Raw genomic sequence first — 14,361 nt, 5'->3', positions numbered from 1 at the left:
CTGGCGATCCACGGCCCTCGGCGTACACCTCTCATGCCCGAGTCGCCGGCTGACGTCGTGGTCTGACGGTCGACGTAGCCGACCGCTTCCTTGGAGAGCTCGCCCCACAGGCTCGGGGCGGGGTGGGGGACTCAAGCGCCCGTCGACGAACCATCGAGATGATCGACTCCATCCTGCGCCAGAAAGACGGCAAGTTCATCCGAAAGCATCGAGAAATCCTAGGCGCGGTAAATCTCGGAGACCTTTGGTTAAAGAATCACGGACAGGAGGTCTCCCCCACAGGCAGAACACAGGTAGACAGAAAACGTGAAGTTCCCAAAGGGACTCCCGCACCGGCTCCTGGAACTCCCATCATCGGACCGCCGGAAGCTCGTCGCCGTCCCGATGATCATGATCTTCGTGATCGTGATCGCCGACATCCTGACCCCTCCGAGCGTCCACCTGGGGCCGCTGCTGGTGGCCGCCCCCGCGATCACGGCGTCCTTCGCCGGCCCCGGGCTCACCGCCGCCATCAGCGCCCTGGCCATCGCGGCCGAAGTCCTCGTCGGCATACACGACGAGGGGTTCCAGACCCTGAACGTTCAGGCTGGGCTGGCCGGCCTGACCATGGTCTCGTTGTTCGTCGTCCTGTTCACACTGGTCAGGGAGCGCCAGCAGCAGGAATTGACGCAGGTCCGCTCCGTGGCCACGGTGGTGCAGTCGGCCCTGCTCCGCCCGCTTCCCGAACGCCTCGGACCGCTCCACCTCGCCTCCGCCTACTTGGCGGCCGAGGCCGAGGCGCAGATCGGCGGCGACATCTACGCCGCCGTCCGCGCGCCGCACCGCACCCGGCTGATCATCGGCGACGCCCGGGGCAAGGGCCTGCCCGCGATCTCCGAGGCCGCCGGCCTGCTCGGCGCGTTCCGCGAGGCCGCTCGCCGGAGCCCAGAACTGCCCGAACTCGTCGCCGACCTGGAAGAGGGCTTCGACCTCACACAGAGCCAGTCCGACGCGGCCGATGAGGTGTACGCGGAGAGCTTCGTGACGGCTGCGGTCGTCGACATCTCCGACGAACGGCCGGTGCTCTCGATCCTCAGCTGCGGCCACCCGCCGCCGCTGATCCTGCGCGAGGGCCGGGTCATCCCCCTCGGAGTCAGCCGGCCCGCGCCGCCCCTGGGCCTCGGCAAGCTCTGCGAGCCGCAGTACGTGCCCACCGAGTTCTCCTTCGGGCAGGACGATCTCCTCCTGCTCTACACCGACGGCGTCATCGAGGCCCGCGACGCCGCCGGCACCTTCTTCCCGCTGGAACAGAAGGCCGCCCGCTGGACCGGGGAGCAGCCGGCGGCCCTGCTCAAAGGCATCTGTGACGACCTGCTCGAGCACGTGGGCGGCCGCCTCGGCGACGACGCCGCCCTCATCGCGATCCGCCGCATCACCGACGCGTGACCCGGCGCGATGATCGGCCCTTTCCGGAATCAGAGGTGACGGACGTGTAGACGGGGACGGCACCCGGGGCCGGCGCCTGGCAGGTATGGGGGGATGGAGCCGATGGACAGCATCTTCCAGAATGGGCAGGGTGGTCGTATGACTGCCGCAGCGAGTCGGCACACCACATCCGGCTCAGATGAGTACGAGAAGACCCGACCGATGGCCTCGGCGTTGTTCCAACGGATCGTGCTGATCAACGGCTTGGTGTTCGCCACCGGGCTGACGATGCTGGCGGTACAGAGGTGCGGTTGACTGTGCCTCTTCCCGCAGGCGGCCGCATGGCACCAGGTGCTGAGCCGGCCACCGGCCCTGTGGAGGGGGCAGCGTGATCTGCGCCGCCGACCGGCCGACCCGGACCCTGCTCGCCGACGATCACGCGCTGGTACGCCAGGGGCCGCGCTTGATCCTTGAGGCCGAGCCCGATCTGACGGTGGTGGCCGAGGCCGGCGACGGCGCCGAGGCGGTCGAGCAGGCCACCCGGTCCGGGGACAGCTGCCTGGAGCTTCGTCCACGCCTCGAACTCCGCGCGGTCGCGCATGCCCTGGTTAGTGCGTGGGGCCCGTGCACCTGCGGAAATGGGTGCTGAACCCGATGGTGATACCGCCGGCTCACATGTGATGGTGGCAGGGAACTCCTTACCTGCTGGTCTCGGAAGGAGGAGCCATGACGCAGCCCGGTACCAACCCGCCGCATGCTCGTGACGGGCTGCTGCCGCGAAGCGACCCGCGTTTCGCTCGCGGCGTGGAAACAGGGCACCGGCGACGGCGCGGCCCGGCCTGGGTTCTGCTGGCCCTCTCCACGGCGATGCTGATCTCGGGCATGACACTGCCGCAGGGCCTGCTTCTGACGGCAGGTCTGGTCACGGCGGCGATAGCGGCGCACCTGCTCATATCCCCGCAGGACCCACACCACCCCGGCCTCCCCTTACAGGCAGCGGCGCATCCCGGCGCGGAAGCAACCATCAAAGCGATCATCCGCACCTGACAAGACCCTCAACGCACAGACGTCCTGGGCCTTCCACGCTGCGGAAGGTGGTGACCTGTGGGACATGCTGACACTCTGCTCGCCATGGGCGGCGCGTTCCTGGCAGCCGCCGTCCTCGCCCGGCTGGGCAGCCGGATCGGCTTGCCGACCATCCCGCTGTTCATGCTCGCCGGCATCCTGCTCGGCCCGCACACCCCAGGATTGGTTCTGGTCGAGGACGTGCACGACTTCGACATGCTCTCCGCGCTGGGCCTGGTGCTTCTGCTGTTCTACCTGGGGTTGGAGTTCCACCTCGACGACCTGAAAAGGGGCGGCAGACGCCTGCTGACCGCCGGTGGCATCTACCTGCTGTTGAACGTCGGCGCTGGCCTGGCCTTCGGATTCGCTCTGGGATGGGGGGCGCGGGAGGCCCTGGTACTCGCCGGCGTCCTGGGCATCTCTTCCTCCGCGATCGTTACCAAGATCCTCATCGACCTTGGCCGCCTCGCTCACCCTGAGACCCGGCTTGTCCTCGGCGTCACCGTCGTGGAGGACATCTTCCTGGCCCTGTACCTTGCCGTGCTCCAGCCTGTCATCGGCGGCGCCCAGGGCATTGTGGAGACGATCCTCCAGGCGGCCAAGGCCTTCGGCTTCCTGATGGTGCTGGCCGCCGCAGCCCGCTACGGCACCCGCCTGATCGGGCGTCTGATCGCCGTACGCGACAACGAGCTGCTGGTCATCAGCTTCCTCGGCGCTGCGATTCTCACCGCAGGAGTCTCCGAGGTTCTCGGGGTCGTCGACGCGATCGGTGCTTTCATGGTCGGCCTGATCCTCGCCGGAACCCGCTCCGGGCCTCGGATCCGCAAACTGGTGCATCCGCTGCGTGACGCCTTCGCCGCGATCTTCTTCTTTGCCTTCGGACTGGCCATCGACCCGGCAGACATCGCCGCCGTCGCCGTCGTGGTCGCCGCCGCTGCAGCACTGACCATCGCCATGAACGTCGCCGCCGGATTGTTCGTCGCCCGGCTGTACCGGTACGGCCCGCAACCTGCGGCGAACATCGCCACCACTCTCCTGGGGCGCGGCGAGTTCGCGCTGATCCTGGCCGCCATGGCCGCCGGTGCTGGACTCGACGGCCGCCTCGCCCCCTTCATCGCCAGCTACGTCCTGGTCCTGGCTGTCCTCAGCCCCATCATCGCGGCGCGCGCGCATCTGCTCGCCCGAGCTCTCCAGTTCGTGACCACCCGCCGACTTCGCTGCCGCGCTCCGGTCCGCACCGCCGCCGCCTCGCCTGCCGACCCGGCACCCTGTGGCTCCAACACCACCGCGCTCTCACCAGCCAGCACCCCATCTGCCGACGGCAACACCTCGTCCGCCCCTCCCGTCCAGCCACAACGACCGCACCTGCCATGAGGTGAGCTCGGCAGTCTCACCAGGCGTGGCCTGCGCATCACGTCGATGGCCACGTACCCAGGGTCTCCCAGCGGGCGACCTCGCCCGGGGCATGAAAGACGCGAGCGATCTGATCAACGCGCCGGTCAGCGGTGTGGCGATCGGCCCCGGTCCCAACGGTGCGGCCACGGTGGTGAGCGTCACGGACAATGACGTCGTCCACGCGCAGGAGCTTCCCGCCCACACTCCGTACCGGCCTGCCTCGGCGCCCCGCCAGGCCGCCCGTGGCAGCGGCATAGAAGGCCTCGACATCGTCGCGTCGGCGATCACCAGGCCCTTGACGGCTGCGCTTCCAGGCCCTTCACCGCGTCCATGGCCTTCGCCCTGGGTTCGGGGGCTCGGCTCTCCCTGTCCCTCGACCACTGGCCGGGACCTCTAACGACGCCGCGGGCTTCGCTTCATGCTACGGCCCGCATCGTTGCTCCCCCGTGAAAGGGCCTTTGGCGCTGGGCTTCGACCCTCCGTCCTGCTGGGCGCACGAAAGATCGAGGCAAGGGTTCAGCTTGCTTGTCGCAGACAGTGGTACCTGCCCGTTTCATTCACCATGACCCTGACCTGCTGAACGATGATGTGACACCGAAAGACTTTTATCCTCCATGGTCTACCGGAGTCCAATCGAAGGTGGCGCGTGCCCACGGTCGGCTCATTCTGTCAGGACCGGACAGAGTCCACGCTACTGACCGATAACCGCTGGAAGGCGCTGTATGAAACGCTCGTTCAACCTCGTCGAGATTCTCAGGACATGAGGAGCTGCCGTCCATGATGCAGGTCGTACCCTTGGTCCCACCGGCCACCCATTTTAGCTCGATATACCAAACACAGTCACAGTTATCAGTGCTGGCCAGAACTCGAAAGTTAACCGACTTCTCCTTTTCAAGAGCGTACGGAAACCCGGTCGTCCCCTTACTTGAAGGCGCCAGTCGACCGAGCGGGTCATCTAAATTCAGTTTGTACTCCTGGAGCTCGCCTCCGGCGCCACAGCTCTTCCCCACATGCAACTGAACGAGCGTTGCCGACTTGGGCCTGTCGTCATGCCGAACGAATACGACGCGAGCATCCTGGAGCGTAACCGACTTGTCTTTTGCGGTGACCGTGAACGCGTACATTGTGCGGTCAGGGTCTGCCGCACCATAACGCGTAACCCATTCGGAAATCTTTGCAAATTGGTCGCCGGCATCAAAATCCGGCGGCTGGATTTCCGCTCGCGCCTTTGGCACGACCGACACTATCGAGCATTTCGGACTGTGCCGATCCGGGTCTGATCCCACTGAAAATCCCGGATTGTCCGAGGTCCAGTATGGATAGGATTCTCCGGCTGCGCGGCTCCCCGCCACTTCGATGGGATCACCACCGAACACCCATTCCCACGCCTTCGCTCCGACACCCGTTACCGCTGCCACAGCCACGCCGCCGACAACCGCTACAACCAGAGCAAGCCATGCTGCCCTGTTTCCTTTGGCTCGCTCTTCCTCACGACGCCGTTCCTCTGCGAGTCGTGCAGCCTCTGCGACTGCCGCTTCCTCTTCTTTCCGTCTACGCCTGGACTTCCACATAACGAACTCCCACGCATCGAACAGGGGCAGAGTAGTTGGAGCTGAATGCCTCAATTCCTTAGCATAAAGGCCTGAGATCTAGTATCGATAGTCCTGACCTGCAGTCCAGGCCTTGGTGACGGAGATCTTGGCGTCGCCGAGGAACAGCCAGTCCGGTGGCGTGATGAAGCCAGGAAGTGCGGACATCTCACGGGGATTCGGGCTCACATCGGTGACCCTCAGCCGGATCTTGCCGCCCGTTACGGTCAGCGACGCCTCGACGCCCTCCGGCCCCGGGGCGTGGAAGACGAATCCCGCCGGATCTGCCTTGATGGAGCGGCCCTCGACGGTCAGCGAGCGCACCGTCACGGTGTCCCCGTCCACCCGCAGGCCGACCATGTTCGCTCCGCGCTCGGAGCGGATCCGGACGCGCAGGGTTCGCAGGCCCTGCCGGGTCGTGTCCGCGAGCACCCGGAGCGAAGGCGCCGGCAGCGCGGCGGCCTTCGCCGGGCTGAGGAGCTTGGACCCGCCACCCCACAGCTCCGCCTGCGGCCGGCCGGTCGCGTCGGCGCCGCCATAGCGGCGGGCCCACTGGTCGGGCTTCTTCGAGGTCAGCCAGACGGCCTTGCCGGTGTCCGCGTCGAGGCCGTACGCCAGGCTGGTTCGCCGCGGGTTCTCCTTGTCGATCGGCTCGACCAGCAGGCCCGCCGCCACCAGGGTGATCGAGACGACCAGTGCGGTCAGCGGGATCAGCGGGGAACGCCTGCGCGGCCACATCGTCTCGACCATCGGCAGCAGGAGGCCACCGAACAGGATCACCAGCGGCATGGGTGCGTAGCCCACGTACTGCAGGCCCGTCGGCAGGGTGTTCCACGCGCTGGGCAGCAGGATCAGGGCGGCCGGGACGAGACCGACGGCGAGGGTGAGGACCCGCCACCGCGGCGGGCGGCGCAGCGCGGCCAGCCCGCCCAGCGCCGCCCCGAGGGCGGGCCAGGCGGCGAGGTGTGACGCTCCGGGCGACACGATGCCGAGTCCGAGACCGATCAGGGCCGCCCAGGTCAGCATCCCGAGCGCCAGTTCGGTGGTGCCGACGCGACGGCGCAGCAGCGCGTACCACGCGGCCAGGATCGTGCCCGCGAGCATCAGTACGGCGAGCCACAACAGCTCCGGCCGGTACGGTGTCGTGGTGGCGGTTCCGCCGAGTTCGGGCCGGATCACCTTGAGCAGGTCCCAGAAGAAGACACCGGCACCCACCCCGAGCCCGATCGGGATCGCGGCGAGCGCGGTGCCGAGGAGCGTGCGCCGCAACGTGACCACGCCGCGGCGGCGGGTCAGAAAGATCAGTGCCAGTGCCGCCAGCAGGGCGACCGCGCCCAGCAGGGTGGCCGCCCAAGCCGGATAGCGGACCAGCAGGCCGGGTGGGACGTTGAAGTAGACCAGGTCGTTCCCTGTGGTCAGCCGCGCCAGGTCGGTGCCGCCGAACGCGCGCACGAGCGCCAGCGTGTTGTCGCCCATCTGCTGCAGTGCCGCGAGATCAACATGTGCGGGGTCGTCGAGAACGCTGTGGTACAGGGTGCCCGCGTTGGCGTAGGCGGAGTCGAGCACGGCCATCCCGCCGGGTTGGAAGGCGGTGAAGTCGGTGTCGTTGTTGAGCAGTTTCATGAGCTCGGCGTACACGGAGTCGGCCACAGGCATGGGCGCCGCCGATCCGAACATGGAGATCAGGCCGGAGTTCGGCTCCGTGCTCCGGAACATCAGCACCGGCCCCTTGGAGCCGCGCGCCTCGTTGTTGATCACCACGCTCCGCCCCTGTGCGAGCGGGTGGTCCTTGACGAACGCCTCCGATCCCAGGAGCCCGGCCTCCTCAGCGTCGGTGATGAGGAACACGACGTCGTTGCGCAACCGGGTGCCGGCCGCGACCAGCGCCCTGGCCGTCTCGATCGCGCTGGCCGTACCGGCCCCGTCGTCGTTGGCGCCCGGCCCCTCGGGGACCGAGTCGTAGTGAGCGGTGACGAAGACCCGGCCGGTGGAAGCGGTCCCGGGTATCACGGTGACGATGTTGAAGACGCGCCCGGCGGTGACAGGGTCGCCCGGGCCGTCGATCGGCGAGATGCCCACCGCCTCGTGCACCTCGGGCCGCAGGCCCAGCCCTCGCAACTCGCCGACGAGGTAGTCCCGGACCCGGGTGTGCTCGGCCGTGCCGACGGGGTGGGGTGCGACGGCGATCCGCTCGACCTGGGTGAAGGCCCGCTGCGCGCTGAACTCCCGGACGGGGGCGTCGGCCGGGCTCACGGCAGTGGGAGTGGTGTCCCTGATCGCGCCGACGGCGATCAACAGGAGCACGCACAGTGCCATGAGTCCGGCAGCGAGTGGGCGTCGTCCCGATGTGTGCTCGTCTGATGTCATCCTCGTTCACTCCCGCGTTCCGTGTCCCAAATGTTCCGTGTGGCGGCATCAGGGATCGCCGCGACGGAGTATTACAGAAAAAATGCTGCAGCGAAAATTCTGCAATACCGTGGGGGGTTGTAGGCTCGCAGCGTGGCGAACAAACGGGCGATCCGGCAGCTCAGTGATCCAGGTGCGCACAAGGCACTCGGCCATCCGCTGCGACAGCGGATCCTGCAGCATCTCGGCATCCACGGCCCAGCCACATCCACCACGCTCGGCCGGGCACTCGGCGAGAACACCGGGACGCTCAGCTATCACCTGCGCCAGCTTGAGCACAACGGGTTCATCGAGGAGATCCCCGAGCGGTCGACCGGAAGGGAGCGCTGGTGGCGGCAGATCAGCGCCGACCTGAGGTGGCCCTCGGCGGGTGAGATGGACGAGGAGTCGCAGAAGCTCCTCGACGAGATCACCGAGTTCAAGGTCGACCAGGAGCTGGAACTCGCCCGGCGCTTCTTTCGCGACCATCGGCGGTACGGCGAGTGGGCGAAGGCGTCCCGCGGGCTCACACACCTGACCCAGGAGGAGCTCGACGAGTTCTTCGAGGCGTACATGGAACTGCTGTCCAGATTCAGCCGCACGCCCGAGGACGCGTCGCCCAGCGCGCGGCCGGTGTTCCTCAGATTCTTCACGATGCCCGCCACCGAAGACCCGCCGTCCTGACGCCAGTGAACAGAGGGCCCGGCGGCAGCCGCGATGGACGCCGAGGGCATCGTCAAGGGACGCGCCGTGCGCCGGCTCATGCTCGCCCGCCCCGGCGGGTGGACCTACTACTCCAGTGACATTTCGCGATCATGGTTCGAATCTGCGCTGGTAGTGGCAGCGCCGGGCGGTGGCCTGGCGGCGTCGGCGCCAGTGTGACCAGCGCAGAACGTCCGTGATGGAGCGGTGCTGGGTCAGCATGAGTGCGGCGAGCAGCCGGCGGATCTCGGGCAGTGTCAGCGGTGTGCGGTCCTGGTGGCTGGGTGGCTGGGCGGCGGCGATGGCCGCCAGCAGGGCCGGCGCGAGCATGGCCAGGGTGATGTGCCGGTGCCAGGCCGTCCAGCCGCGTACTTGGTAGTGGTCCAGGCCGACCTGGCCCTTGGCCGCTTGGGAAGGACTCCTCAACCGCCCATCGAATTCCGGCGATCTTCACCAGGGCCGTCAACGGCTGCCGGGTGGGCGCGTAGCAGCGGTAGAAGGCCGGCTCGCCGGTGGTCAGATTGCGCCTGATCAGCAGCCACCGATATCCGTGGGCCTCGCATTCGTCGATCCGTGCCCAGGCCCAGTGGTACCAGCGGGGCCCCGGTGCCGTCGGGCACTCGGCACGGGCGGGTCAGCCAAGAGCAGGGCTCATAAGGTCGAGCACCAACCGATTCCCCCAGTCGTTGGTGAAGACGGCGCTCATGCCCTGGTAGTGCACTCCGACGAACGGGTTGGAATAGAACATCACGGCGACCCACTGCAACGAGCGGTCGGCGTTCACACGGGCGAGGTAGCCGATGTTCCCCATCCCGCCGCCCCCACCGGACATCCATCCTGCTCCGTCCGGTAGCGGGCTCTCGAAATATGTGTCCACCTCCTCGATGCCGTGCTCCTCAATGGCCTGGACCACATCGATCGGTCCTCCGATACGGAAGGGAATCGGCTGCCCGGCATCCGGGTGGTACTCCCCCGGACCCTCAACATGCAACTCCAAGCCAGTGTCGTCCGGCCGGTACAGCCCGTCACGGAGCGGCATCTCCCCGCCCTTCCAGAGCCCCTCGACCATTCCCATATCCCACCCCACCGCCAACTACCAAGACGGGTTAGTTCCGAAGTCTGGCTGCGCGCAAGGACAGAGGGTGTCCAAGATCCGGTTTGTGACGGCCGACCTGAACACGCTCTTGACCGCACTGTATGTGAAGATCGACGACAAGATCGTAGGAGCCCGGTGCATCGGCAGGCCGCCCTTGCTCGGCGACTCCGAGCTGGTCTGCCCGGCAGTGGCCCAGGCCGGCTCGGCTTCCGCTCCGAGGCCCGGTGGCTGCGGTTCGCCCACGCCCCACCTGGCTGGTCTGGTCGATCACGGATCACTCCGCCCGCCAAGGCGGGCGTACACGGGCCTCCTACCCGGTAAGACGCAGCGGCCCTGCGACGTCCGCAGGGCGCGCGCCGGATGACGCACGCCATCGCCAGCCGACCGTGGAAGCAGCGGGTCGTCAATGACTTTCCCTTCCAGTTGCAGAGCCAGGCTGCGGCGCTGTTTCTTGACGGGCCACGGGCAGGCCGCCCACCGGCTGGAGAGGAGCTTCGATGGTGAGCCCGCTGATGGAGCCGATCGCGGGCATGGTGCGCACCGAACCGCGAGGTGGCTGCATCCCGTACGCGGCCCGCCGGCGGGTTTGGTGCCGAAACGGCGAACCGCTCATGGCCGCAGACGTACCCGGGTCACCGTGACGCCGGCCTCAGCCCGTGCAACACCGCTCGGGTCACCTCGTCGGCCACCTGGTCGGGTGGGGTGTCCGGCAATCCGTTCTCCCGCCACCAACAAACCGCGCCGACGATCGTCGAGCCGGCGATGTGGGCCGTTACGGCCGACTCGTATGCGCACCGTTCGACGAGCGTGCAACATACCTCGGTGCGGACCGCGCGCTGGATCAGCGGGCGCAGAACGTTGATGTCCCGCCGGCAGCCGTTCACCGGGCTGGAATCCTCCCACAGCAGCACCGCCAGGGCGTGGACGAGGTTGGCGACCGGCGCCGGCGCAGCCGGGAGCCGGGTGGCGAACCGGCGCCGGATCTCATCGCGCACCAGTTCGTCGGCGAGCGCATACTTGTCGGCGTAGTGCGCGTAGAAGGTGGCTCGGTTGACGTCTGCGCGTTCGGTGATGTCGCGTACCTGGGCCGCGCGGAAGCCCTTCTCACGGATAACCTCGATGGCCGCCTGGCGCAGCAGCGATCGCGTCCGCCGGACCCGCCGGTCCGTGGTCATGCGAGCGCTTCCGAGTCGCCGACGAGCGCGAGAAGGCGGTCGCGGATCGTGGTGACGCCCCCGATGAGATGGCCGGCGAAGAGCAATCGGGTGACGCGTAGCGTCGTCGCGCAGCGGCTCGGCACCAGCCGTCCGCCGGGCCGGTCCGGCACCCGCTGGTCGAGCAGGGACGCGAACCTGGCCAGATCAATGAGCGTGAAGCCGGCGACGAGCAACAGCCGATGCCGCCGCAGATCCGGCGCGGCCCGTCGCCGTACCCGGCCAGAGTGCGCAGCGCGTCGAAGAAACCCACCCTCCCCGTACGAGCGCGTCACCCACCAGCTCACGCCGCCCCCGTGATCGCTCCGCATTCGTCAAGTAGACCACGACGGCCCGGATATGCGGCGGTCCGGCGTAGAAGCGACCTTGACCTGCGCGATGATCTGCGGGCTCGGGTCTGGCCTCGTATCCCCAAGGCGCGGCTCGGTACATCGTTCGCGGAGCTGGGGTGAGCCGCGGGTCCAAGTACTTCTGCAGCTGATCGCGCCGTTCTTGATGCCCCCTGACTCCCGGCGCGTCCCGCGGGGAGTCTTCTCTTATCCATCGGGCAGGCGGTCCAGGATCTGGCGGACTACCGCGGTGGTGTCGGGGCTTCGTACCTCCAGCACGAGGTTGCTCACCCGGACCCACAGCGTGCCCTCCAGCCGAAAGGCCTCGTCCCCCAGGCCCTTCACGGTCTTGGCCGGTCGCTTCCTGTAGTAGGCGAACATCTCCTTGGCCACCTCGAGCCCGCTCTTGCCGTTCCACGGCGGCGCGTGCCGTACCGTCAGGGACGCGTCTTTGCGATGGCAGGCGGTCGCCGGGCCGGGGGAGCCGTCCGCGAGCAGTGAGCACGCGTACGGAGCCGCGGCGAAACGCCCGTCCGCCGCCGCGTTGGCGGCGGGCGCGGGCCTGCCCATGACCTCCGCCGTCCACAGGGCGGCCTTCTGCAGGTTGTCGCGCTGCCGCGGGTCGGCCTCCTCGTCCCTGGAGTACTGGAGAGCGATCATCGCGTTGCTGAGCCGGTAGATCATGTACGTCGTCGTGGTCATCTGATAGACGGCCGACTCGTCACCCACCCCTGGAGCCGGGATGGAGAGCCGTTCGGCCCGAGCCTGGACCTGCTCCCACGGATCCATGGCCGGGGACGTGACCGGCTGCTTGAAATACGTGCGTGCCGCCGTGACGTCCGCGGCCACGTGAACGTCGACCAGGAGCGTGTAGACCGAGGACGCCGGCAGGCTGACATGGCCCGGGAGCGACCACAGGCACCCCGTTTCGGAGTAGTTCGGCAGGCCGAGCGGGACCAGGTGCTGCGCCTGCTCGATGGTGAGCAGGGAGCACGGATCAGGGAGACGGGTGTACCGGCCGGGTCCCGCCTGCGGCGTACTGGCCGTCGGGGAGGGTCTTGCCGGCGCGAGATCCGCCGAGCACGCCGTGGCCAGCAGCGCCAGAAGCACCGCGAGGATCCTGGTCATGACAGAGCCTCCACGAGCCACCGGGCGGCCTGCTGCGCTTGGGCCGGGGTTTGCGCCGTGAGGCTGGCGATCAGGTTGGATTTCCTGAAGACCACCATGGAGCCGGTGACGAGCGCCTCGTCCCCGATGTCCACGGGAGTCGACTTCGGGAACTTCCATCCGGCGAACATCTCCTTCGCCTGAGCGACGGCGTCGCCCGCCGGACCCCGCTGAGGCGCGTGGAAATCCAGGAACAAGCGGTCCTGGAAAATCTGCCGGGACCAGGTGCAGCTCTCGGCACTGCGCCCCACCTTGCCGCCGACGTCCACGCCCAACTTCTTGAGCTGCGCCGAGGTGAACATGGCGCACGCGATCGGCGTCTCCGCGTAGATGCCGGGCTCCGGCGTGGGTCCGGGCTCCGGCGGGCTCATCTCGTCGAGAGTGGCGGCCATGCTGCTGCTCACCGCCAGTGCGCCTTCGCGCAGGCGCTTGGCGCTCGCCCGGGCGTCGATCGCGGTGTAGTCGACCTCGAACAGGAGGTTGCCGGCGCGGAAGGTGACGTAGACGCGCTCCAGCGCTTTCGTGCGCAGCCTGCGGTGATCGACGATGTGGGCCTCGTCGCCCACGCCTTCCACCGTCTGCGCCGCCGTCGTGGTGACACGCCGCCGCTTCTCTGAGGGTACGCCGATGGCGCGCCACCCCCAGATGGTCGTCTGGGAGGGACGGAGGTCGTTGGCCAGGCGCTTCCGGTAGAGCTCGTGGACCTGCGCGTTGGTCAAGCCCCACGGCTCCTGCTCGTAGTTTTCCATGATCGGCTCGGCCGTCAGGCCCACGCCCTGGCCCGTCCAGGCGCACGCGTATCGGTCGTGGTCCGCCTTGGCACCTGGGACGAGCTGCTTGACCAGGCTTGCGTCCACCAGCGCGCACAGGTCGATCGGTACGGGGAACCTCGGTTGCGCCGCCGGTGCGGGCAGCGGGTTGAGCCACAGGAGCATGGCGATCATCGCGCGCATGATGCGACACGGTAGGCCCCGCCGGTATGTCGCGGGTATATCAGTGGGCGGATACGGGCGCAGAGGAGGGCGGCCGGTCGGGTCGTCGTCGGCGAGCGCGATGCGTTCCTTGCGGCCGTCGGCGCGGACCCCGATCATCACCAGCAGGAACAGCTTGTGCTCCTCCAGCCGGAGGTTGACCTGGATCCCGCCGGCCCACAGGTAGACGCATTCCACCGCCGACAGATCGCTGGCCGCGAAGGAGCACTGTTCGGCACCTACCCGATGTGCTTGGTGTGGATCTCACCCGCTTCCGACCGGGTCGTCACAGGCCAGATCGCCTGCCCTCCCACTCATCGGGACCGACCCGCCGCCACGCCAGCGGCAGCACCGCCCGGTCGTAGAACTCGCTCTCTGGCGCGTACGACGCCAACGGCGGGATCGCGTCCTCGTCGGATGGGTTCGGCTTCACCGCTCACCCGATCGGCATCCACGACAAGCGCTGTGAAGGCCGCGTACCTGTGCCACTGACGACGGCAATCACTCGCTGTAGCTGATGAGGAAGGGAAGCTGCTGGTTTCCGTCCTCCATGGTGCCGATCGTCCCGTTGGGGTGGAGGACGACGTTGCCCTCGGCGTAGCTGTCACCCCTCCAGGAGTAGATCCACGCCGGGCCGTCGAGGTATTTGGCGGCACTGGTGCGCCATGTGTCGGAGGGGATGTCGGCCAGCTGGTGTCCCTCTCCCCTGGATGCGGCGAAGGCGTGGGCCTCGTTGCGCGTCTTCTTCAAGCCCTTTCCGTACCAGTACAGGCGGTAGGTGCCCTGGGCGGCTCCCTCGTCCTCGGCGGCGAGAATGGGAATCTGGGTCAACTGTTCGGTCATCGCTGCTCCACCTCTCACTTTGGGGATGCGTGCCGAACACCATCCCCCCACTGTTACCCAGAGCTATATATCCGTCGCCCAAAGTGATGAAACGGTGGAAGAGTCAGGCGATCTTCGCCGACGAGACGCTGGACGGCAAGCCTGGATCGACGTGACGATGCCCGTGGCCTGCCGCCCTTATCGATCACGGTTACGCCACCG

General features: G+C 67.8%; 13 protein-coding genes and 2 pseudogenes. 6 read left to right on the top strand and 9 right to left on the bottom strand.

Going from position 1 to position 14,361, the window contains the following annotated elements; translation table 11 throughout:
- Positions 1-306: 306 nt before the first annotated feature.
- The 5 genes and pseudogenes from ABZS69_RS21505 to ABZS69_RS21485 all read left to right on the top strand — a co-directional run bounded on the left by ABZS69_RS21505 (position 307) and on the right by ABZS69_RS21485 (position 3,843).
- Positions 307-1,425 carry a PP2C family protein-serine/threonine phosphatase gene (locus ABZS69_RS21505; RefSeq protein ID WP_355375012.1) on the top strand — a complete coding sequence of 373 codons (1,119 nt, stop codon included), beginning with the start codon at positions 307-309 and terminating at the stop codon, positions 1,423-1,425.
- 102 nt (positions 1,426-1,527) lie between these two features.
- Positions 1,528-1,719 (top strand): hypothetical protein, encoded by a 192-nt coding sequence (locus tag ABZS69_RS21500; RefSeq protein WP_355375009.1) that lies wholly within the window; start codon positions 1,528-1,530, stop codon positions 1,717-1,719.
- A gap of 76 nt (positions 1,720-1,795) precedes the next feature.
- Positions 1,796-1,942, top strand: a pseudogene (locus ABZS69_RS21495) (DNA-binding response regulator); the annotation flags it as partial.
- Positions 1,943-2,130: 188 nt separating this feature from the next.
- Complete coding sequence (locus ABZS69_RS21490; protein ID WP_355375006.1) at positions 2,131-2,451, top strand: DUF3040 domain-containing protein; 321 nt, start codon at positions 2,131-2,133, stop codon at positions 2,449-2,451.
- An 84-nt stretch (positions 2,452-2,535) separates the two neighbouring features.
- Positions 2,536-3,843, top strand: coding sequence for a cation:proton antiporter (locus ABZS69_RS21485; RefSeq protein ID WP_355375003.1), 1,308 nt, complete (start codon positions 2,536-2,538; stop codon positions 3,841-3,843).
- Positions 3,844-5,513: 1,670 nt separating this feature from the next.
- On the opposite strand, the gene ABZS69_RS21480 is transcribed toward ABZS69_RS21485, so the two are convergent.
- Entirely contained in the window at positions 5,514-7,757 is a 2,244-nt protein-coding gene (locus ABZS69_RS21480) for a M20/M25/M40 family metallo-hydrolase (protein ID WP_355375000.1), read from the bottom strand.
- 195 nt (positions 7,758-7,952) lie between these two features.
- Here ABZS69_RS21480 and ABZS69_RS21475 point away from each other — a divergent pair, with 195 nt between their 5' ends.
- Complete coding sequence (locus ABZS69_RS21475) at positions 7,953-8,522, top strand: helix-turn-helix domain-containing protein (RefSeq protein ID WP_355374997.1); 570 nt, start codon at positions 7,953-7,955, stop codon at positions 8,520-8,522.
- Positions 8,523-8,651: 129 nt separating this feature from the next.
- Here ABZS69_RS21475 and ABZS69_RS21470 read toward each other — a convergent pair whose 3' ends face one another.
- From ABZS69_RS21470 to ABZS69_RS21435, 8 genes and pseudogenes are all read right to left on the bottom strand, one after another.
- Positions 8,652-8,966, bottom strand: coding sequence for a hypothetical protein (locus tag ABZS69_RS21470; RefSeq protein ID WP_355374994.1), 315 nt, complete (start codon positions 8,964-8,966; stop codon positions 8,652-8,654).
- Positions 8,967-9,174: 208 nt separating this feature from the next.
- The gene (locus ABZS69_RS21465) at positions 9,175-9,615 is read right to left on the bottom strand and encodes a hypothetical protein (RefSeq protein WP_355374991.1); all 441 of its coding nucleotides are present in this window, start codon (positions 9,613-9,615) and stop codon (positions 9,175-9,177) included.
- 653 nt (positions 9,616-10,268) lie between these two features.
- Complete coding sequence (locus ABZS69_RS21460; RefSeq protein WP_355374988.1) at positions 10,269-10,811, bottom strand: helix-turn-helix domain-containing protein; 543 nt, start codon at positions 10,809-10,811, stop codon at positions 10,269-10,271.
- Positions 10,808-11,026, bottom strand: coding sequence for a hypothetical protein (locus tag ABZS69_RS21455; protein ID WP_355374986.1), 219 nt, complete (start codon positions 11,024-11,026; stop codon positions 10,808-10,810). Before ABZS69_RS21455 ends, ABZS69_RS21460 begins: the two co-directional genes overlap by 4 nt.
- Positions 11,027-11,386: 360 nt before the next feature.
- Positions 11,387-12,307, bottom strand: a complete 921-nt coding sequence (locus tag ABZS69_RS21450; RefSeq protein WP_355374984.1) for a hypothetical protein — start codon at positions 12,305-12,307, stop codon at positions 11,387-11,389.
- Between the two features lie 1,079 nt (positions 12,308-13,386).
- Positions 13,387-13,527: pseudogene (locus tag ABZS69_RS21445) on the bottom strand (IS256 family transposase); the annotation flags it as partial.
- A 76-nt stretch (positions 13,528-13,603) separates the two neighbouring features.
- Positions 13,604-13,750 (bottom strand): hypothetical protein, encoded by a 147-nt coding sequence (locus tag ABZS69_RS21440; protein WP_355374982.1) that lies wholly within the window; start codon positions 13,748-13,750, stop codon positions 13,604-13,606.
- 68 nt (positions 13,751-13,818) lie between these two features.
- On the bottom strand, positions 13,819-14,160 hold the full coding sequence (locus tag ABZS69_RS21435) for a hypothetical protein (RefSeq protein WP_355374979.1): 342 nt from the start codon (positions 14,158-14,160) through the stop codon (positions 13,819-13,821).
- Positions 14,161-14,361: the final 201 nt, after the last annotated feature.

The organism is Nonomuraea sp. NPDC005650 (genome assembly GCF_040605375.1).
Taxonomy (GTDB): domain Bacteria; phylum Actinomycetota; class Actinomycetes; order Streptosporangiales; family Streptosporangiaceae; genus Nonomuraea.
This window is presented reverse-complemented; position numbering and strand designations above follow the sequence as displayed.